The organism is Stenotrophomonas sp. NRRL B-14846 (assembly GCF_050473585.1).
Taxonomy (GTDB): domain Bacteria; phylum Pseudomonadota; class Gammaproteobacteria; order Xanthomonadales; family Xanthomonadaceae; genus Stenotrophomonas.
Genome location: NZ_JBFLUN010000022.1, coordinates 1,368,769 through 1,387,977, shown reverse-complemented (window position 1 = coordinate 1,387,977; position 19,209 = coordinate 1,368,769). Strand labels below are relative to the sequence as shown.

Here is a 19,209-nt window from a genome sequence, read left to right as displayed (position 1 = left end):
TCGAGCATGGCTCGACTCTACAAGAGCCTCGGTCAAGCATGGCTCGACGCTACAAAAGCGCTCAAGTTCCGCACCCACCACGCCGATACAGCAGCCATGTCCCATGACCTGCTCAACCGGATCGACCAGCGGACCCGACTGGCCGGCCACAACCGCCTGGCGCTGCTGCTGTTCCGTCTCGGCGGACGTCAGCTTTTTGGCGTCAATGTCTTCAAGGTGCAGGAAGTCCTGCGGCGCCCGGAGCTGTTCCAGGTGCCCGGCCTGCCCAGCCAGTTTTCCGGCGTGGCCGACGTGCGCGGCCGCTCGGTACCGGTGCTGGACCTCGGCCTGGCGATCGGCCACCCCGAGCGCGAGCCCGATGCGGATACCTCGCCGGGCTACCTGGTCGTCACCGAATTCAACCGCTCGATCCAGGGCTTCCTGGTCAGCGGCGTCGAACGCATCGTCAACATCGCGGTGGAAGACATCCACCCGCCGCCGGAGCTGGGCGCCGAGTCGAGCTACCTGACCGCGGTGACCCGCTTCCAGGGTGAGCTGATCCAGGTGATCGACGTTGAGAGCGTGCTGGCCGATATCGCCCAGGTGCGCGGTGAAGCGGTACTCGACCCGGCGATGGCCATGCCCGCCGACGGCCCACAGCTGCAGGTGCTGGTGGTGGACGACTCGCGCGTGGCCCGCCAGCAGATCCGCAGCGTGCTGGACCAGCTGGGCGTGGGTGCCACCCTGCTTTCCGACGGCAAGCAGGCGCTGGACCACCTGCTGCAGGTCCACGCCTCGGGCGAGAACCCGGCCGAGCGCTATGCCATGGTCATCTCGGACATCGAGATGCCGGCCATGGATGGCTACACGCTGACGACGGAAATCCGGCGCCACCCGGGCCTGGCCGGCCTGTACGTGCTGCTGCACACCTCGCTGTCGGGCGTCTTCAACAACGCCATGGTCGAGCGCGTGGGTGCCAATGCCTTCGTCGCCAAGTACTCGCCGCACGAGCTGGCCGATTTCGTGCTGGACCGCCTGCGCAAGGTGGCGCTGGCGGCCTGACGGCCTCCTGATCCGGTAGTGCCGGCCGCTGGCCGGCAACCGCAGGCACAACGGGGAGCCGGCCAGCGGCCGGCACTACCCCCTCGGTTTTGGCACACCCCTTGCAGCTTCCCGGGCAACGTTCCCGTGGGAGTGCACCGTGCGCAACCTGATTACCGACTACCTGGGCGTCCACGCCCAGGCCATGCCGTTGCGCGAACAGCGGATGAAGCTGATCGCCAGCAACCTCGGCAATGCCGACACTCCCGGCTACAAGGCCCAGGACCTGGACTTCGATGCCGCCCTGCGCCACGCCCAGGGGCAGGATGCCAATGGCCTGATGGCCACCACGCATGAGCAGCACTACGAGATCAGTAGTGGCCTGAACCCGTTCCAGATCGCGCGCGAAGGCGTGCAGCCCAGCCTGGACGGCAACACCGTCGACCCCGATGCCGAGCGTGCCGCCTATGGCCGCGCCGCACTGGAATACCGCGCCTCGCTCAGCTTCGTCGAGAGCAAGGTGCGTTCCATGCTGACCGCGATCACGGGGCAATAAGCCATGAGCAACCTGCCGATCTTCGATATCGCCGGCTCCGCGCTGCAGGCGCAGTCGGTGCGCATGAGCACCATCGCCTCCAACCTCTCCAACGCCGACACCGTCGCCGGTTCCGCCGACGCCGTGTACAAGCCGCTGGAACCGATCTTCCAGGCCGTCACCAGCAAGAACGATCCGAACATCACCTCGGTGAAGGTGAAGGAGATCACCCAGAGCGAGGCTGCGCCGATCAAGCGCTACGAGCCGGGCCACCCGCTGGCCGACGCCGATGGCTACATCTACCAGCCCGACGTCGATCCGGTGGCGCAGATGGTCAACCTGATCTCGACCTCGCGCAATTACCAGGCCGGCGTGGAGATGTTGACCACCGCCAAGGAACTGGCCCTGGCCACCCTGACCATGGGCCGCTGAGGCCCGCAGCACCGGATACCGCCATGACCACCGCCGTCAACAACCAGACCAGCCAGGACGTCTATTCCGCGCTGGGCCTGAACGCCCCCAACAGCAACGCCACGAAAAAGAAGAACACGCTCGACCAGGCCGACTTCCTGCGCCTGATGACCGAGCAGCTGCAGCACCAGGATCCGCTGAAGCCGATGGACAACACGCAGATGGTCGCGCAGATGGCGCAGATGTCCACCGTGCAGGGCATCACCGATCTGAACAAGACGGTGAAGGGCTTCCAGGAATCGATGGCCAGCGACCAGGTGCTGCGTGGCGCGGCGCTGGTTGGCCACCAGGTGCTGGTGCCGTCGGAAAAGCTGGTGCTGGAGAAGGAAGGCAATGTCGAAGGCACGGTGGCCGCACCGTCGGCCGGCATCATCACCGTGGACATCACCGACGCCAACGGTGCCAAGGTCACCTCGCTGAGCGTGGAAGCCAAGGCCGCCGGCGAAACCGCCTTCCAGTGGGACGGCAAGGATGCCAACGGCAAGCGCATGGAGCCGGGCAAGTACTCCATCGTCGCCAACCATGTCGACACCGCCGGCAAGAACACCAAGCTGTCCACCTACGTACAGGCGCCGGTGGAGAGCGTGACCGTCGGTTCCGACGGCCTGTACCTGAACCTCAAGGGCCTGGGCACGGCCCCGATCGACTACGTGCTCCGCGTCAGCTGAGCCGCACATTCCGCATCAACCAGGAGCATCCCATGGGCTTCAATGTCTCGCTGTCCGGCATCAATGCCGCCAACACCGACCTGAGCGTCACCGCCAACAACGTCGCCAACGTCAACACCACCGGCTTCAAGCAGTCGCGCGCGGAGTTCGCCGACCTGTTCGCTTCGACCAGCTACGGCCTGTCGAAGAACCAGACCGGCTCGGGCGTGCGCGTTTCCAACGTCGCCCAGCAGTTCATCCAGGGCCACAACGAGCAGACCGGGCGCAGCCTGGACATGGCCATTTCCGGTGAAGGCTTCTTCACCATGAACATGAATGGTTCGCGCGTGTACTCGCGCGCCGGCAACTTCCAGACCGACTCGGCCGGTTACGTGGTCAATCCGCAGGGCGCACGCCTGCAGGTGTTCGCACCGAATGCCGATGGCACCAACTTCGATGCAGGCCGCCTGGTCGACCTGCAGCTGCTGACCACCGACAGCCCGCCGAAGCAGACCAGCGAAGTGAAGGTTGGCTTCACCCTGCCAGCCAACGCCAAGCAGCCGACGGTGGCGACCTTCGACCCGACCGATTCGAACAGCTACAACTACTCCAGCGGTGGCATCACCGTGTACGACTCGCTGGGCGTGAGCCACATCCAGGTCTCGTACTTCGTGAAGGGCGCCAACCCCAACGAATGGACCGTGCGCAACTATGTCGATGGCCAGCCGGCCGGCGCACCGACCCCGGTCACCTTCGACAACAGCGGCAAGCTGGTCGCACCCGCCAACGGCAAGGTCAGCCTCGGCACCTTCACCCCGACCACCGGTGCCGGCCAGTTGAACATGACGCTGGATATCAGCGGTTCGACCCAGTACGGCGAGAAGTTCGCGCTGCGCAACACCCAGCAGGACGGCTATGCCGCCGGCAAGCTCAATGAAGTGACCGTGTCCGAATCCGGCGTGGTCTACGCCCGCTATTCCAACGGCGACGACAAGCCGCTGGGCCAGGTCGCACTGACCACCTTCAACAACACGCAGGGCCTGGAATCGAAGGGCAACAACCTGTGGGTGGAGACCTTCGAATCGGGCACGCCGCGCACCGGCATGCCGGACACCTCCAACCTCGGCAAGATCCAGGCCGGCTCGCTGGAAGCGTCCACCGTCGATCTCACCGAGCAGCTGGTCAACATGATCACCGCGCAGCGCAACTTCCAGGCCAACGCGCAGATGATCACCACGCAGGACCAGATCACCCAGACCGTCATCAACATCCGTTGATGAGCTGCTGACCCTGTCACGGAACTCCCCGCATGGATAAAGCCCTTTACGTGGCGATGACCGGTGCCCGCGCCTCCCTGCAGGCGCAGGGAACGCTCAGCCACAACCTCGCCAACTCGGACACCCCTGGCTTCAAGGAAGCGCTGGCCAACACCGAAGCCTTCCCGATCAAGGGCCCGGGCTTTGCCTCGCGGGTGGATGCGCTGCACGTCGACGCCGGCTTCAACCGCCGGCCCGGCGCGCAGCACATCACCGGCAAGCCGCTGGATCTGGCGCTGCAGAGCGGCACCTGGCTGGCGGTGCAGTCCAGCGATGGCAGCGAAGCCTACACGCGCGGCGCGGCCCTGTCGGTGACCCCGAACGGCCAGCTGGTGACCTCCGGCGGCCGCACGGTACTGGATGACAACAACAACCCGATCGCCATCCCGCCCTACCAGGCGATGGAGATCGGCGGCGACGGCACGATCTCGATCATCCCGCAGGGTGAAGGCCCGCAGACGATGGCGCAGATCGGCCGGATCAAGGTGGTGCAGGCGCCGGACGAGCGCCTCGAGCGCGGCCTGGATGGCCTGTTCCGCAACACCGACCCGCGCCAGCCGTTCGCTCCGGCGCAGGGCACCGCCGTGCACAGCGGCCAGCTGGAAGGCAGCAACGTCGATGCCGCCGGTGCACTGGTGCAGATGATCCAGCTGCAGCGCCAGTACGAAATGCAGGTGCAGGTGATCAAGCACGGCGACGACAACGCGCGCAGTGCCAACAGCCTGCTGCGCCTGGGCAGCTGACGGAATTCCGGCGCCGCCCTTGCATGGCGCTGGCACACCGCTTGCACACCCGATACCAAGGGCCGCATCGCGCGGCCGGCTTCACCCAGACAGGACACCGAAGATGAACCAGGCATTGTGGATCGCGAAAACCGGACTGGATGCGCAGCAGATGCGCATGTCGGTGGTTTCCAACAACCTCGCCAACACCAACACCACCGGCTTCAAGCAGGACCGTGCCAGCTTCGAGGACCTGCTGTACCAGCAGGTACGCCAGCCTGGCGGCTCTTCGTCGGCGCAGACCCAGCTGCCGACCGGCCTGCAGCTGGGTACCGGTGTGCGCGTGGTCGCCACCGCCAAGAATTTCGAACAGGGTGGTCAGCAGCAGACCGGCCGCGCGCTGGACGTGATGGTCAACGGCCGCGGCTTCTTCGAAGTGCAGATGCCGGATGGCAGCTCGGCCTATACCCGTGATGGCTCGTTCAAGATCAACCAGGACAGCGAGCTGGTCACCAACAGCGGCTACCCGGTGCAGCCGGGCATCCAGATTCCCGAGGGTGCGCAGTCGGTGACCATCGGCAGCGACGGCACCATCAGCGTAAAGATGGCCGACAACGCCGCCTCGGTGGAAGTGGGCGCGCTGACCCTGACCGACTTCGTCAATCCGGCCGGCCTGCAGGCACGCGGCGAGAACCTGTTCCTGGAAACCACGGCATCGGGCCCGGCGCAGAACGGCAACCCCGGCCTGAACGGTCTCGGCACCGTGGTGCAGGGCGCGCTGGAAGGCAGCAACGTCAATGTGGTCGAAGAGCTGGTGTCGATGATCGAAACCCAGCGCGCCTACGAAATGAATGCCAAGGCGATCTCCACCACCGACTCCATGCTCGGCTACCTCAACAACAAGATCTGACCGGCCCAACCGGAAAACCGCCATGTCGCCCCTTTCCAGACTCCTCCGCACTGCCCTCGCCTGCACCGTGGTCGCCCTGCTCGGTGGCTGCGTGATCGCCGGCGACGTGCGCCCCTACGCGGCGATGGCGCCGATCCAGCCGATCATGCCGCCGCAGGCCGCGCCGACCGCCGGTGCGATCTACGCCGCCGGCCCGACCCTGCAGCTGTACTCGGACCGCCGCGCACGCGATGTCGGCGACCTGCTGACCATCACCCTGCTGGAAAACACCACCGCGCAGACCAGTGCCAACACCGCCACCAACAAGGAATCCAACCTGAGCCTGGGCACCCCGTCCATCCTCGGCGCGCCGGTCACCCTGGGCGGCAAGGACATCCTCAGTGCCACGGCAGCGGGCAAGCGTGACTTCACTGGCAAGGGCAACAGCGCGCAGAGCAACCGCCTGCAGGGCAGCGTCACGGTCACGGTGATCCAGCGCCTGCCCAACGGCAACCTGGTGGTACAGGGGCAGAAGAACCTGCGGCTGAACCAGGGCGATGAACTGGTGCAGGTGCAGGGCATCGTGCGCCCCGGTGACATCAGCCAGGACAACACCATTCCTTCCAGCCGCGTGGCCGAAGCCCGCATCGTCTACGGCGGCCGCGGCCCGGTCGCGCAGTCCAACGCGATGGGCTGGCTGAGCCGCTTCTTCAACTCCGGCCTGACGCCGTTCTGAGTATGGCCATGAAAATCCTCCTTTCTTCTTCCTGGCAGCGCCGCGCGGCGTCGTTCCTCGCGCTGATGCTGCTGGCCGTGGCTGCGCCTGCCAGCGCCGAGCGCATCAAGGACCTGGCCCAGGTCGGCGGCGTGCGTGGCAATGCCCTGGTGGGCTACGGCCTGGTGGTCGGCCTGGACGGCAGCGGCGACCGCACCAGCCAGGCGCCCTTCACCGTGCAGAGCCTGAAGAACCTGCTCGGCGAGCTGGGCGTGAACGTGCCGGCGAACGTCAATCCGCAGCTGAAGAACGTGGCGGCCGTCGCGATCCATGCCGAACTGCCGCCGTTTGCCAAGCCGGGCCAGCCGATCGACATCACCGTGTCCTCGATCGGCAACGCGGTGTCGCTGCGTGGCGGTTCGCTGCTGATGGCCCCGCTGCGCGGCGCCGACGGCCAGATCTATGCCATCGCGCAGGGCAACCTGATCGTCGGCGGCTTTGGTGCACAGGGCAAGGATGGCTCGCGCGTCTCGGTGAACGTACCCAGCGTCGGCCGCATTCCCAATGGCGCCACGGTTGAACGTGCCCTGCCCGATCCGCTCGCCAATGGCGGTGACATCACCCTGAACCTGCACAACAACGATTTCACCACGGTCTCGCGCATGGTCGCCGCGCTCAACAACGCGTTCGGCGAAGGGGCGGCGCGTGCGGTTGACGGCGTGACCGTGGCCGTGACTGCGCCGACCGATCCGGGCGCACGCATCGGCCTGCTGGCGCGCATCGAGAACCTGGAGCTGACCCCGGGCAGCGCCCCGGCCAAGGTGGTGGTCAATTCGCGTACCGGCACCGTGGTCATCGGCCAGCAGGTGCGGGTCGGCCCGGCGGCGATCGCGCACGGCTCGCTGACAGTGACGATCCAGGAAAACACCAATGTCAGCCAGCCCAATGCCCTGTCCGGCGGCCGCACCGTGGCCAGCCCGCAGTCGACCATCACCGCCACCAACGACGGCAGCCGCATGTTCAAGTTCAGCGGCGGCACCACCCTGGACGAGATCGTGCACGCGGTGAACGCCGTGGGCGCGGCACCGGGCGACCTGATCGCGATCCTGGAAGCCCTGAAGCAGGCCGGCGCACTGAGTGCCGAGCTCGAGGTGATCTGACATGCGCATCAACCCCACATTCGACCTGCACCCGGCGCAACAGAACGACCCGGCCAAGATCGACAAGGTCGCGCGCCAGCTGGAAGGCCAGTTCGCACAGATGCTGGTCAAGAGCATGCGCGATGCCAGCTTCGGCGACTCGCTGTTTCCCGGCGAGAACAAGATGTTCCGCGACATGTACGACCAGAAGATCGCCGAGGCGATGACCCGCGGCAAGGGGCTGGGCCTGTCCGGCATGATCACCCGCCAGCTGTCCGGCCAGGCCGCCGAAGGCCCGGCGCTGGATACCCGCGTGGACCCGGCCAAGGCCAGCCGCGCCTACCAGCTCAACGCACCGGACAAGCCCGCACCCTCGCTGCCGCTGGAAGATGGCAGCCAGGCCGTGCGCATGCTGCAGCAGATGGCGGCCGGCGCGCAGCACGGTGCACAGGCTGCGCTGGCACCGATGGAACAGGCACTGGACCTGATCGCCGGTCGCGAAAGCAGCAGCCTGCACCGCTCGCTGGGCACCGAAGATCCGTACATCGGCAACCTGCAGGGCGAGGACTGGTCCGCCAACAACGACCAGTGGTCGGCGACGGCCAGCAATCGCGGTACGGCCATGAGCCCGGCCGATGCGATGGCTACCCGCACCGCCGTGGCCCAGCTGGGCGCGCACACCCCGGAAGGTTTCGTCGCCAGCATCTGGCAGCACGCGCAGAGCGCGGCCAGGGAACTGGGCGTGGATGCCCGTGCGCTGGTCGCCCAGGCCGCATTGGAAACCGGTTGGGGCAAGCGCCACATCCGCCAGTCCGACGGCAGCACCTCGCACAACCTGTTCGGCATCAAGGCCACCGGCTGGAATGGCCAGCGCGTTGAAGCCGGCACCCACGAATACGTGGATGGCGTGCGCCGCAACGAAACCGCCAGCTTCCGCGCCTACAGCTCGCCGGCCGAAAGCTTCGCCGACTACGTGCGCCTGCTGAAAACCAGCCCGCGCTACCAGCAGGCCCTGCAGGCCGGCACCGATGTGCAGGGCTTCGCCCGTGGCCTGCAGCGCGCCGGCTATGCCACCGACCCGCGCTATGCCGCCAAGATCGCCGCGATCGCCGGCGGCCCGACCATCGAGCGCGCCGTCGCCGCCGTGGCCGACGCCGGCTCGCGCCTTGGCCAGACCTTCGCCAGCACCGCAACCGCGGCGCTGGGTATCACTCGTCGTTGAGGAACACCATGTCCAGCGTACTTTCCACCGGTACCGGTGCCCTGCTCGCCTTCCAGCGTGCGTTGGCGACCACCAGCCACAACGTGGCCAACCTCAATACGCCCGGCTACAGCCGGCAGAAGGTCAACTTCGCCACCGCCGATCCACAGAACTACGGCTATGGCACGGTCGGCAACGGAACCCGCATCACCGACATCCGCCGCACGGCCGACCAGCTGGCGATCTCGCGCCTGCTCGACAGCAGCGGTGAACTGGCGCGCCTGAAGCAGCTTTCGGGCATGGCCGACCGGGTCAATGCGCTGGTTTCCGACCCGGCCACCAACGTGGCCGGCGTCTGGTCGAACTTCTTCGATTCGGTCAGCGGCCTGTCGTCCAACGCGGCCGGCACCGCCGACCGCCAGAACATGCTCGACGGCGGCAAGGCGTTGGCCAACCGCTTCGTGCAGCTCAACACGCACCTGAACAACCTCAACAGCGAGGTCAACAACGGCCTGCTGGCCGGTGCCACCGAGGTCAACCGCCTAGCGCAGGAAATCGCGCAGATCAACGGCGCCATCGGCACCAACATCGCCTCTGCCGCACCCGACCTGCTCGACCGCCGCGACCAGCTGATCACCCAGCTGATCGGCTACACCGGTGGCACGGCGGTGATCCAGGACGGCGGCATCATGAATGTCTACACCGCCGGCGGCAACGCGCTGGTGGTGGGTACCACGGCGACCAAGGTCACCACCGTGGCCGACCCGTACCAGCCCGAGCGCCTGCAGCTGGCGCTGGAGACCCAGGGCAACACCATCCGCTTGGACCCGAAGGCGGTCGGCGGCCAGATCGGTGGCCTGCTGGAGTTCCGCGACACCGTGCTGACCCCTGCCCAGGCCGAACTGGGCAAGCTGGCGGTGGGCCTGGCCGAAACCTTCAACCAGGCGCACCACCAGGGCGTGGACATGTATGGCCAGATGGGCGGGGACTTCTTCAACATCGGCAACCCGCGCGTCACCGGCAACAACAGCAATACCGGCACCGCCAGCCTCAGCGCGACCTACGGCGACCTGGGCAAGCTGGACGCGCAGAACGTGGTGCTGCAGTTCGATGGCACCAACTGGAAGGCCAGCCGCGCCGACACCGGCGCCAGCGTTCCGCTGACCGGAACCGGCACCGCCGCCGATCCGCTGGTGATCAACGGCGTCAAGCTGGTCGTGGGCGGTACGCCGGCTGCAAATGACCGCTTCCTGCTGCAGCCGACCGCCGGCGTGGCCGGCAGCATGGAAGTGGCGATCACCGATCCGTCGCGCATCGCCGCCGCTGCAGCGGTGAAGGGCGCCGCCGCCACCGCCAACACCGGTACCGGCAAGCTGAGCGGCGTCACCGTCACCGATTCGACCAACGCCAACCTGCGCAATCCGTCGGCGATCGTGTTCACCTCGGCCACCACCTACACCATCGACGGTGGCCCGCCGCAGACCTACACGCCCGGCCAGACCATCAGTGCCAACGGTTGGAGCTTCGTGCTGGACGGTGCACCGAAGGTGGGCGATACCTTCAACATCACCCCGACCCCGGCCGGTTCGTCGGACAACAGCAACGCCTCCAAGCTGGCCAAGGTGGAAAGCGCGCAGGCGTTCAACGCCGGAACGGTGACACTGAACGGTGCGCTGGGTGGCCTGACCACCCAGGTCGGCGCCGCCGCCCGCTCGGCCGAGTACTCGCTCGACGCGCAGCTGGTGATCAATGACAAGGCGCAGGAAGCGCGTGATGAAGTCTCCGGCGTCAACCTGGACGAGGAAGCCGCCGACATGCTGCGCCTGCAGCAGGCCTACCAGGCCGCCTCGCAGCTGATCTCCACCGCCGACAGCATGTTCCAGACCATCCTGGGAGCCGTCCGCCGATGAGCAGCCGCATCTCCACCAGCATGATGTTCAACCAGTCCGTGTCGCTGATGATGGCCAAGCAGGCCAAGCTCAGCCACCTGGAGCAGCAGATCGCCACCGGCAGCAAGATCGTCAGCGCCAAGGACGATCCGGTTGCCGCCGGCACTGCGGTCGGACTTGACCGCAGCCTGGCTGCACTGGACCGCATGAAACTCAACGCCGGCAACGTGCAGAACCGCCTGGGCGTACAGGAAAACACCCTGGCCCAGGTCAACGACCTGATGGCGCGCGTCAACGATCTGACCATCCAGGCCAGCAATCCGGCGCTGAGCGCAGCGGACAAGAAGACGCTGATCACCGAGGTCAACCAGATCCGCGACGGCCTGCTGTCGCTGGCCAACGCCGACGATGGCACCGGCCGCTACGTGTTCGGTGGCACCAACGATGGTGACCCGCCCTTTGCCAAGATCAACGGCAAGGTCGTCTACCGCGGCGACCAGACCCAGCGCCAGGTTGAAGTCGGCCCCGATACCTATGTGCGCGACGCCCTGCCCGGCAGCGAGATCTTCATGCGCATTCCCACTGGCGATGGCTTCGTCGACGGCAGCGCCGCTGCAGGCAACACCGGCAACGGCGTGCTGACCAATGTCACCCGCGACGGCAGCGACAGCTGGAACGGCCAGGGCTTCAGCGTGCGCTTCACCACCGGCAACCAGTACGAGGTGGTGGACGGTGCGGGCAACGTGACCGGCACCGGCACCTACAAGGCCGGCGACGATCTGGAAGTGAACGGTGTACGCCTGCGCATCGCGGGTGCACCCGCGGCGGGTGACAGCTTCAACGTACAGGCCGCCAGCAGTCGCGACATCTTCTCTACCATGGACAACCTGGTGGCGGCGCTGGGTGCCGACACCGGCACCACCGCGCAGATGGCCGCGCAGCAGAACCAGCTGCAGAGCGCACTGCGCGACGTGGCACGCGCGTCCGAGCGAATGATCGATTCGCGCGCTGCCGGTGGTGCGCAGTTGAAGGCATTGGACAACGCGGCCGACATGCGCGAGGCCAATGGCGTGACCCTGAAGACCACGTTGTCGCAGATGCGCGACCTCGATTACGCCGATGCGCTGAGCCAGTACCAGCTGCAGAGCACCGCGCTGCAGGCGGCACAGACGATCTTCTCGCAGATGCAGTCGATGTCGCTGTTCAACAAGCTGCGCTGACGCTTCTCCCGCGTCACCCCTGAAAAGCCGCGATGCCCTGCATCGCGGCTTTTTCCGTTTGCGGGTTCTGCTACCGCTGCGCACGCCGTGCATGCCCCGGCGCTGGCGCCATCTGGCCGTCTCCGGCCGAATTTCCGTGATTGCCCATCAAGCCCGGCCGCACCCCGCCGATACCTTCATCAGCGCTGGTCAGGCCCCGCCCGACCGCCCCTTCCGGGGCCGCTTCCACCCTGGCAACCGGGCGGAAAACCCCGGAAAAACAGCTTCCGGCAACGAATTCTGGCTCCAGCGGAATTCACGGCTAAAGGTTGTTGACAAAGCGCCGTTATTCATTTGGCAACAGCGAAGCACACAGCCACACAAAAAAACAGGCGGCGCTTCGTTTCATTCACCAACGGGTTCCATATAAGAGGAGACGACCCCATGGCACAGGTAATCAACACCAATACGATGTCGCTCAACGCTCAGCGCAACCTGAGCACCAGCGGCAGCTCGCTCGCTACCACCATCCAGCGCCTCTCGTCCGGCCTGCGCATCAACAGCGCGAAGGACGACGCGGCCGGCCTGGCCATCAGCGAGCGCTTCACCACCCAGATCCGTGGTCTGGACGTGGCCATCCGCAACGCCAACGACGGCATCTCGCTGGCCCAGGTCGCCGAAGGTTCGCTGAACGAAGTCGGCAACAACCTGCAGCGTATCCGCGAACTGGGTGTGCAGGCGTCCAACGCCACCAACTCGGCCAGCGACCGCAAGGCCCTGCAGGCTGAAGTGACCCAGCTGGTCAGCGAGATCGACCGCGTCGCCAAGCAGGCCGACTTCAACGGCACCAAGCTGCTGGACGGCAGCTTCACCAGCCAGCTGTTCCAGGTGGGCGCCAACGCCGGCCAGGCCATCGCCATCAACAGCGTGGTCAACGCCAAGGCTGATTCGCTGGGCGCGGCCACCTTCGCCAACGGTTACACCGGCACCAGCCTGGCAGCGGCCGACAAGGCCACCGCCGACACCACCTACTCCGGCCTGCAGGTCTCGGTGACCCCGCCGGGCGGCACCGCCACCACGGTCACCATCAGCGACTTCACGGTGAAGGCCGGCGAGTCGATCACCTCGGCCACCGCGGCGGCGATCAACAACAAGCTGGGTGAAACCGGCGTGGTTGCCTCGGTCAATGCCGGCGTCATCAGCCTGGCCTCGGTCAAGGATGGCCAGACCTTCGCCCTGGGCGTCAGCGCGGCGACCCCGCCGGCCGGTGCCACCGCCGCAACCATCGCCGGCCTGGGCCTGACCGAGACCAGCACCAACGGCGGCACCCTGACCGGTGCAGCAGCCAGCTTCGTCAAGGATCTGAACGTCACCACCGCCGAAGGCGCACAGAAGGCGATGTCGATCGTCGACAAGGCCCTGGAATCGGTCAACAGCGTCCGCGCCGACCTCGGCGCGATCCAGAACCGCTTCACCTCGGTGGTGGCCAACCTGCAGACCTCCTCGGAGAACCTGTCCGCATCGCGCAGCCGCATCCGCGATACCGACTTCGCCAAGGAAACCGCCGAACTGACCCGCACCCAGATCCTGCAGCAGGCCGGTACGGCCATGCTGGCCCAGGCCAACCAGGTACCGCAGAACGTGCTCAGCCTGTTGCAGCGCTGACATGAGCCGCCCCCGGGGCACGTCGGGGGCGTCTAACCCAACTCACGTGCAACCGCTCAAGGACCTCTCCTCATGGCACAAGTCATCAACACCAATACGATGTCGTTGAATGCTCAGCGTAACCTGAGCACCAGCGGCAGCTCGCTGGCTACCACCATCCAGCGCCTGTCCTCCGGTTCGCGCATCAACAGCGCCAAGGACGACGCCGCCGGTCTGGCGATCTCCGAGCGCTTCGGCACGCAGATCCGCGGTACCGACGTCGCCATCCGCAATGCCAACGACGGCATCTCGCTGGCCCAGGTCGCCGAAGGTTCGCTGACCGAAATCGGCAACAACCTGCAGCGCGTCCGCGAGCTGTCGGTGCAGGCCTCCAACGCCACCAACTCGGCCAGCGACCGCAAGGCACTGCAGGCCGAAGTGACCCAGCTGGTCTCGGAAATCGACCGCGTTGCCAAGCAGTCGGACTTCAACGGCACCAAGCTGCTGGACGGTTCGTTCTCCAGCCAGCTGTTCCAGGTCGGTGCCAACGCCGGCCAGGCCATCGCCATCGACAAGACCATCGATGCCAAGGCCAATGCCCTGGGCGGCGCCAAGTTCGACACCAACTCGCTGGCCCTGGCCGACCCGGGCACCAACGCTGATTTCAGCACCAGCGGCCTGTCCATCAACGGCGTGGCCATTGCCGATGTTTCGGTCAAGCAGGGCGCCGACGCTGCTGCCACCGGCAAGGCCTCGCGTGAAGCGCTGGTGACCGCGATCAACGCCAAGATCGGCGAGACCGGCGTCTACGCTGAAGTGAATGGCACCACCGGCGTGACCCTGACCTCGGTCAAGGACAGCACCAACGCCGACGGTTCCTTCAAGGCCATCACCGCGACCCCGGGCACCTGGACCGGCGCCACCGCACCGACCTTCACCGCCACCACCGCTGCTACGGCCCCGGCTGCGAAGTACGCCAGCAACCTGGACGTCAGCACCGTGAAGGGCGCCCAGCAGGCGATGGAGATCGTCGACAAGGCCCTGGGTGCGATCAACAGCACCCGCGCCGACCTCGGTGCGGTCCAGAACCGCTTCACCTCGGTGGTGGCCAACCTGCAGACCTCGTCGGAGAACCTGTCGGCTTCGCGCAGCCGCATCAAGGACACCGACTTCGCCAAGGAAACCGCCGAACTGACCCGCACCCAGATCCTGCAGCAGGCCGGTACGGCCATGCTGGCCCAGGCCAACCAGGTGCCGCAGGGCGTGCTCAGCCTGCTGCGCTGATCCGCTCGCTGATCGACCTCCGGGCGCCGCATGACGCGGCGCCCGGATCCTGAAACACGTTCCACCTTCGCCAAAGGAAAAGCACCATGGCACAAGTCATCAACACCAATACGATGTCCCTGAATGCTCAGCGCAACCTGAGCACCAGCGGCAGCTCGCTGGCTACCACCATCCAGCGCCTGTCCTCCGGTTCGCGCATCAACAGCGCCAAGGACGACGCCGCCGGCCTGGCGATCTCCGAGCGCTTCGGCACGCAGATCCGCGGTACCGACGTCGCCATCCGCAATGCCAACGACGGCATCTCGCTGGCCCAGGTCGCCGAAGGTTCGCTGACCGAAATCGGCAACAACCTGCAGCGCGTCCGCGAGCTGTCGGTGCAGGCCTCCAACGCCACCAACTCGGCCAGCGACCGCAAGGCACTGCAGGCCGAAGTGACCCAGCTGGTCTCGGAAATCGACCGCGTCGCCAAGCAGTCGGACTTCAACGGCACCAAGCTGCTGGACGGCACCTTCTCCAGCCAGCTGTTCCAGGTCGGCGCCAACGCCGGCCAGGCCATCGCCATCGACAAGACCATCGATGCCAAGGCCGGCTCCCTGGGCACCTCGACCTTCGCCACCGGCGCAACTGCCGCTCTGGCTGCCAGCACCGACGGCGCCCGCTTCTCCGGCACCGTGATGGGCGTGGATATCGGCACGGTTGAAGTGAAGGCCGGCGCCACCACGGCCGATGCCTCCAAGGCCGTCGCCACCGCCATCAACGCCAAGATCGGCGAGGCCGGCATCTACGCCGAAGCCAATTCCGACGGCACCCTGAAGCTGAGCTCGGTGAAGGAAGGCAAGGCTGTCGCCACCGCCGATATCGCCCTGATGCGCAGCGACTACGACGCGACCGCCAAGACCTGGGGCACCGCGGCGGCTGCGGGCGCCTACACCGCCGGCACCGATACCTCGGCCAACGTGCAGAAGCTGGACGTGAGCACCGTGCTCGGCGCCCAGCAGGCGCTGGAAGTGGTCGACAAGGCCCTGGGTGCGATCAACAGCACCCGCGCCGACCTCGGTGCGATCCAGAACCGCTTCACCTCGGTGGTGGCCAACCTGCAGACCTCTTCGGAAAACCTGTCGGCTTCGCGCAGCCGCATCAAGGACACCGACTTCGCCAAGGAAACCGCCGAACTGACCCGCACCCAGATCCTGCAGCAGGCCGGTACGGCCATGCTGGCCCAGGCCAACCAGGTGCCGCAGGGCGTGCTCAGCCTGCTGCGCTGATCCACGGCAAGAAGGCGCCGCTACCGTCGGGTCGAACCGACGGTAGCGGCAACCAGGAAGCCACGATGCACGAAGGCGCGGGCCATGCCCGGCCCGGGATCACTCCCGAACCGGCTTGGCATCGCCCGCTCCTGCGGACCTCTCTTTCAGCGCTGTACCTTTGACTGTACGTACCGGGCGGCTTCGTCTCCCCCCGATTGTCAGTAGCCTGATCCCTCCCCTGCATTGGGGGAGGGCTTTTTGCAGACTCCCGGCAGCCCGCGGTGAACCTACCCGCACCCTGCCCCAACCCTCCTGCAACCCGCGTGCCAGAAACCGCGCCAGGCGATTGGCACGGCACATGCATCAACGAAGTCCTCAAGACCCAGCGGCGCAGGCCGCTATTTTCGTTGACGACGGGCCACCGCACGGCGGCCAGGCCCGGATACCAGGAGAAACGACGTGGCAGACTTTGGATACGGTGGCATTGGCTCGGGACTGAACATCTCGGACATCGTCAACAAGCTGGTCGCAGCCGACCGCAAGCCCGCCGACAATGCGCTGAACCTGCAGCAGTCGAAGACCAAGATGCAGCTGTCGTCAGTCGGCACCGTCACCTCGGCGTTCGACAAGCTGAAGACGGCCTTGACCGCGCTGAAGGCCACCACCGCCTTCGATACCCGTACCGTGACCGCGACCGGCAAGGGCGGCCCGACCAACGCCGATGACGTGCTGACCGCATCGGTGGCGCTGTACGACGTGGGCACGACCAAGGCAGCAGCCTCCAACGGCACCCACCTGGTGGAGGTGAAGTCGCTGGCCACGGCCAACAAGTGGATTGCTGACACTTCGGTACCCAAGACCGACACCTTCGGCGCCGGAACCTTGACGCTGACCGTTGGCGTCGGCGACAAGGCCAAGGCGTTGAAGGTCGAAGTGGAAGATGGCGACACCCTGACCACGATCCGCAACAAGATCGACGCTGCCGGGCGCAAGGAAGGTGTGCAGGCCACGTTGATCAGCTCCGGTGACAACCAGTACCTGTCGATCGCCCAGGAAAAAACCGGTGCCGCCAGCGCAATCAAGCTCGAGTACGGCGGCAGCGATGCGAAACTGGGCGCACTGGTCGGCAGCCTCAAGGAGAACACCCCGGCGGCCGACGCCGAGCTGACCATCGATGGCGTGAAGGTCATCAGCCCCAGCAATACCGTGGACAACGCGGTTCCGGGCCTGACCCTGAACCTCAAGGTCAAGGGCACGAGCACGGTGGTGATCAGCACCGACACCGCTGCTGCCACCAAGGTGATGCAGGAATTCGTGACCGCGTACAACGCGGCGATCGCGGCGATCAACACCGAAACCAAGTACGACCTGAAGACCAAGGAGGCGTCTGCGCTGACCGGCGACGCGCAGATGCGCGGCGCATCCAGCCAGTTGCGCTCGGTGATGGCCGGCGTACTGAAGGATCTCTCCGCGTCCGGCCTGGACCCGAAGGCGATCGGCCTGCAGACCCGCGGCTACCCCAATGCCGACGGCAGCCTGGTGCTGGACACCACCAAGTTCGCCGCCACACTCGCCGCGCAGCCGGAAAAGGTGCGCCAGGCGATCACCGGTGATACCGGCGGCGCCGGCCAGCTGTACACGCTGGTGGACGGCTACGTCAGCACCACGGTCGGCAAGGAAGGCGCCTTCGTTGCCCGCACCAAGGGCCTGAACAACACCCTGGACAACATCGACAAGCGTCGCAAGGATCTGGACACGCGCATGAAGAGCGTGGAAGAGCGCTACAAGAAGCAGTTCATCGCGCTGGACAGCCTGATGGGCAAGCTGCAGCAGAGCAGCAGCACGCTGTCGCAGCAGCTGGCACAGTTGAACCGCTGACGATGCATGCGCGGCACTCAAGTTTGCCGTGCAACGCACCGATAACGGACGCAACAGCAATCATCGCCGCGCCGTCGGCACCGATCGCCACGATCACCCGACGGCACCCCGCGCAAGGAGAATCACGAATGTACGGTTCCAGCCGTCAATATGCCGAGCAGTACCGCCAGGTGGGAGTGACCAGTGCGGTCGCCGATGCCGATCCGCACAAGCTGGTGGCGATGCTGCTGGCCGGTGCGCTGGAGCGCGTGCGGCGCGCCCTGGCCAGCCTCGAGCGTGGCGACCAGGCCGGCAAGGGCAAGGCGATCGGGGAAGTCTGCGCGATCGTCGGCCACCTCAACGGCTCGCTGGACCATGAGGCCGGTGGCGAGATCGCCGGAAACCTGTCGGCACTCTACGACTACGTGCTGCAGCGCCTGACCGAGGCCAACCTGCACAACGACCGTGCCGCGCTGGATGAATCGCTGCAGCTGCTGGGCGAGATCGACAGCGCCTGGAATGCGATCCCGCACGAACAGCGCCGCCCGGCCGCGGTGGCGCCATGAGCCTGCACGAACTGCATGCGCAGCTGGATGCCTTCGAGAAGGCCTTGGGCGAAGAATCCCTCGACCAGGCCGACAGCCTGCTCGACGGCCACGACAGCACCCTGCACGCCCTGCTCAGCCAGCCGCTGACCGCCGCCGACCACGCTCCGCTGACGGCCCTGTTCGAGCGCCAGCAGAATCTGCTCGGCCTGCTGCGCCAGCGCCGTGATGCCGTGGCCGCACTGATGAACGACGGCCAGCGCTCCCTTCGCGCCGCGCATGCCTACCTGCAGGCAGAATCGCTGGCATGACCTCGCTGCCGACCACCTCGCTGCACCACCCGGCCGAAAGCGAGCTGTTCGACGAGACGCTCAGCTGCGAACTGGCCCTGCCCGTCGAATTCCAGGCGGGCAGCGCGGCCGGCCGCACCAGCAGCGCCGAAGGCCTGCTGCGCAGCCTGGCGCTGGTCGAGGACAGCCGCGTCGACGAGCATGACGAACGCAACGAAGCCAGCCTGCAGCTGCAGCGCCTGGAAGCCAAGCTGGACCTGGCGATGGTGCTGCTCGGCCGGCTGGTGCGCCAGCAGGGCCAGGAGCTGACCCTGCGCCCGGTGCGCTGGTCGCGCCGTGGCATCCGCCTTCAGCTGGGCCCGCGCAGTGGTGCCACCCCCGGCCAGGCCGGCGTGGTGCGCCTGCAGCCCAGCGACTGGCTGCCCGACCACATCGACCTGCCGGTGGAAGTCATCGCCGAGGCGGCCGACGGCAGTGGCGGCCACTTCCTGTGGCTGCGCTTCCAGCGCCTGGGCGACGGCCTGGAGATGGCGATGGAGCGGCACCTGTTCCGCCTGCACCGCCGCCAGGTGGCCGAGGCGCGCCGCGCACGTTGAAAC

General features: G+C 66.6%; 19 protein-coding genes. All 19 read left to right on the top strand.

Annotated features, from left to right (window positions below; translation table 11 throughout):
- Positions 1-96: 96 nt before the first annotated feature.
- Entirely contained in the window at positions 97-1,041 is a 945-nt protein-coding gene (locus AB1281_RS08660) for a chemotaxis protein (protein ID WP_014037130.1), read from the top strand.
- 139 nt (positions 1,042-1,180) lie between these two features.
- Positions 1,181-1,576 (top strand): flagellar basal body rod protein FlgB, encoded by a 396-nt coding sequence (flgB, locus tag AB1281_RS08655; protein WP_005409576.1) that lies wholly within the window; start codon positions 1,181-1,183, stop codon positions 1,574-1,576.
- A gap of 3 nt (positions 1,577-1,579) precedes the next feature.
- Entirely contained in the window at positions 1,580-1,987 is a 408-nt protein-coding gene (gene flgC, locus AB1281_RS08650) for a flagellar basal body rod protein FlgC (protein WP_005416461.1), read from the top strand.
- 23 nt (positions 1,988-2,010) lie between these two features.
- Positions 2,011-2,694: a flagellar hook capping FlgD N-terminal domain-containing protein gene (locus AB1281_RS08645; protein ID WP_430345592.1), complete on the top strand. Its 684-nt coding sequence runs from the start codon at positions 2,011-2,013 to the stop codon at positions 2,692-2,694.
- A 32-nt stretch (positions 2,695-2,726) separates the two neighbouring features.
- Positions 2,727-3,950 carry a flagellar hook protein FlgE gene (gene flgE / locus AB1281_RS08640; protein ID WP_075674523.1) on the top strand — a complete coding sequence of 408 codons (1,224 nt, stop codon included), beginning with the start codon at positions 2,727-2,729 and terminating at the stop codon, positions 3,948-3,950.
- A 32-nt stretch (positions 3,951-3,982) separates the two neighbouring features.
- Positions 3,983-4,732 (top strand): flagellar basal body rod protein FlgF, encoded by a 750-nt coding sequence (locus tag AB1281_RS08635; RefSeq protein WP_014037127.1) that lies wholly within the window; start codon positions 3,983-3,985, stop codon positions 4,730-4,732.
- A 103-nt stretch (positions 4,733-4,835) separates the two neighbouring features.
- Positions 4,836-5,621: a flagellar basal-body rod protein FlgG gene (gene flgG, locus AB1281_RS08630; RefSeq protein ID WP_005416457.1), complete on the top strand. Its 786-nt coding sequence runs from the start codon at positions 4,836-4,838 to the stop codon at positions 5,619-5,621.
- Positions 5,622-5,643: 22 nt separating this feature from the next.
- Positions 5,644-6,336, top strand: a complete 693-nt coding sequence (gene flgH, locus AB1281_RS08625) for a flagellar basal body L-ring protein FlgH (protein WP_049442732.1) — start codon at positions 5,644-5,646, stop codon at positions 6,334-6,336.
- A gap of 2 nt (positions 6,337-6,338) precedes the next feature.
- Positions 6,339-7,475 (top strand): flagellar basal body P-ring protein FlgI, encoded by a 1,137-nt coding sequence (locus AB1281_RS08620; RefSeq protein WP_430345591.1) that lies wholly within the window; start codon positions 6,339-6,341, stop codon positions 7,473-7,475.
- Position 7,476: 1 nt separating this feature from the next.
- Positions 7,477-8,676: a flagellar assembly peptidoglycan hydrolase FlgJ gene (gene flgJ / locus AB1281_RS08615; RefSeq protein ID WP_430345590.1), complete on the top strand. Its 1,200-nt coding sequence runs from the start codon at positions 7,477-7,479 to the stop codon at positions 8,674-8,676.
- An 8-nt stretch (positions 8,677-8,684) separates the two neighbouring features.
- Entirely contained in the window at positions 8,685-10,565 is a 1,881-nt protein-coding gene (gene flgK, locus AB1281_RS08610) for a flagellar hook-associated protein FlgK (protein ID WP_430345589.1), read from the top strand.
- Entirely contained in the window at positions 10,562-11,764 is a 1,203-nt protein-coding gene (gene flgL / locus AB1281_RS08605; protein WP_430345588.1) for a flagellar hook-associated protein FlgL, read from the top strand. Before flgK ends, flgL begins: the two co-directional genes overlap by 4 nt.
- Before the next feature lie 423 nt (positions 11,765-12,187).
- Complete coding sequence (locus tag AB1281_RS08600; protein WP_049442737.1) at positions 12,188-13,408, top strand: flagellin; 1,221 nt, start codon at positions 12,188-12,190, stop codon at positions 13,406-13,408.
- A 72-nt stretch (positions 13,409-13,480) separates the two neighbouring features.
- A complete protein-coding gene (locus tag AB1281_RS08595; protein ID WP_430345587.1) occupies positions 13,481-14,671 on the top strand; it encodes a flagellin in 1,191 nt (396 codons plus the stop codon).
- 86 nt (positions 14,672-14,757) lie between these two features.
- A complete protein-coding gene (locus tag AB1281_RS08590) occupies positions 14,758-15,936 on the top strand; it encodes a flagellin (RefSeq protein ID WP_164118199.1) in 1,179 nt (392 codons plus the stop codon).
- Positions 15,937-16,377: 441 nt separating this feature from the next.
- Entirely contained in the window at positions 16,378-17,796 is a 1,419-nt protein-coding gene (gene fliD, locus AB1281_RS08585) for a flagellar filament capping protein FliD (RefSeq protein WP_164118197.1), read from the top strand.
- A 128-nt stretch (positions 17,797-17,924) separates the two neighbouring features.
- A complete protein-coding gene (gene fliS / locus AB1281_RS08580; RefSeq protein ID WP_005416447.1) occupies positions 17,925-18,341 on the top strand; it encodes a flagellar export chaperone FliS in 417 nt (138 codons plus the stop codon).
- Complete coding sequence (locus tag AB1281_RS08575) at positions 18,338-18,631, top strand: hypothetical protein (protein ID WP_010485909.1); 294 nt, start codon at positions 18,338-18,340, stop codon at positions 18,629-18,631. Before fliS ends, AB1281_RS08575 begins: the two co-directional genes overlap by 4 nt.
- Positions 18,628-19,206, top strand: a complete 579-nt coding sequence (locus tag AB1281_RS08570; protein WP_075674531.1) for a PilZ domain-containing protein — start codon at positions 18,628-18,630, stop codon at positions 19,204-19,206. The genes AB1281_RS08575 and AB1281_RS08570 overlap by 4 nt, the downstream gene beginning before the upstream one ends.
- The last annotated feature ends 3 nt before the right edge of the window (positions 19,207-19,209 follow it).

Excerpts from the sequence above, each read along its gene's own strand:
- AB1281_RS08660 (WP_014037130.1), top strand. The coding sequence starts at position 97 with ATGTCCCATGACCTGCTCAACCGGATCGACCAGCGGACCCGACTGGCC.
- flgC (WP_005416461.1), top strand. The coding sequence starts at position 1,580 with ATGAGCAACCTGCCGATCTTCGATATCGCCGGCTCCGCGCTGCAGGCG.
- AB1281_RS08645 (WP_430345592.1), top strand. The coding sequence starts at position 2,011 with ATGACCACCGCCGTCAACAACCAGACCAGCCAGGACGTCTATTCCGCG.
- flgE (WP_075674523.1), top strand. The coding sequence starts at position 2,727 with ATGGGCTTCAATGTCTCGCTGTCCGGCATCAATGCCGCCAACACCGAC.
- AB1281_RS08635 (WP_014037127.1), top strand. The coding sequence starts at position 3,983 with ATGGATAAAGCCCTTTACGTGGCGATGACCGGTGCCCGCGCCTCCCTG.
- flgG (WP_005416457.1), top strand. The coding sequence starts at position 4,836 with ATGAACCAGGCATTGTGGATCGCGAAAACCGGACTGGATGCGCAGCAG.
- flgH (WP_049442732.1), top strand. The coding sequence starts at position 5,644 with ATGTCGCCCCTTTCCAGACTCCTCCGCACTGCCCTCGCCTGCACCGTG.
- AB1281_RS08620 (WP_430345591.1), top strand. The coding sequence starts at position 6,339 with ATGGCCATGAAAATCCTCCTTTCTTCTTCCTGGCAGCGCCGCGCGGCG.
- flgJ (WP_430345590.1), top strand. The coding sequence starts at position 7,477 with ATGCGCATCAACCCCACATTCGACCTGCACCCGGCGCAACAGAACGAC.
- flgK (WP_430345589.1), top strand. The coding sequence starts at position 8,685 with ATGTCCAGCGTACTTTCCACCGGTACCGGTGCCCTGCTCGCCTTCCAG.
- flgL (WP_430345588.1), top strand. The coding sequence starts at position 10,562 with ATGAGCAGCCGCATCTCCACCAGCATGATGTTCAACCAGTCCGTGTCG.
- AB1281_RS08600 (WP_049442737.1), top strand. The coding sequence starts at position 12,188 with ATGGCACAGGTAATCAACACCAATACGATGTCGCTCAACGCTCAGCGC.
- AB1281_RS08595 (WP_430345587.1), top strand. The coding sequence starts at position 13,481 with ATGGCACAAGTCATCAACACCAATACGATGTCGTTGAATGCTCAGCGT.
- AB1281_RS08590 (WP_164118199.1), top strand. The coding sequence starts at position 14,758 with ATGGCACAAGTCATCAACACCAATACGATGTCCCTGAATGCTCAGCGC.
- fliS (WP_005416447.1), top strand. The coding sequence starts at position 17,925 with ATGTACGGTTCCAGCCGTCAATATGCCGAGCAGTACCGCCAGGTGGGA.
- AB1281_RS08575 (WP_010485909.1), top strand. The coding sequence starts at position 18,338 with ATGAGCCTGCACGAACTGCATGCGCAGCTGGATGCCTTCGAGAAGGCC.
- AB1281_RS08570 (WP_075674531.1), top strand. The coding sequence starts at position 18,628 with ATGACCTCGCTGCCGACCACCTCGCTGCACCACCCGGCCGAAAGCGAG.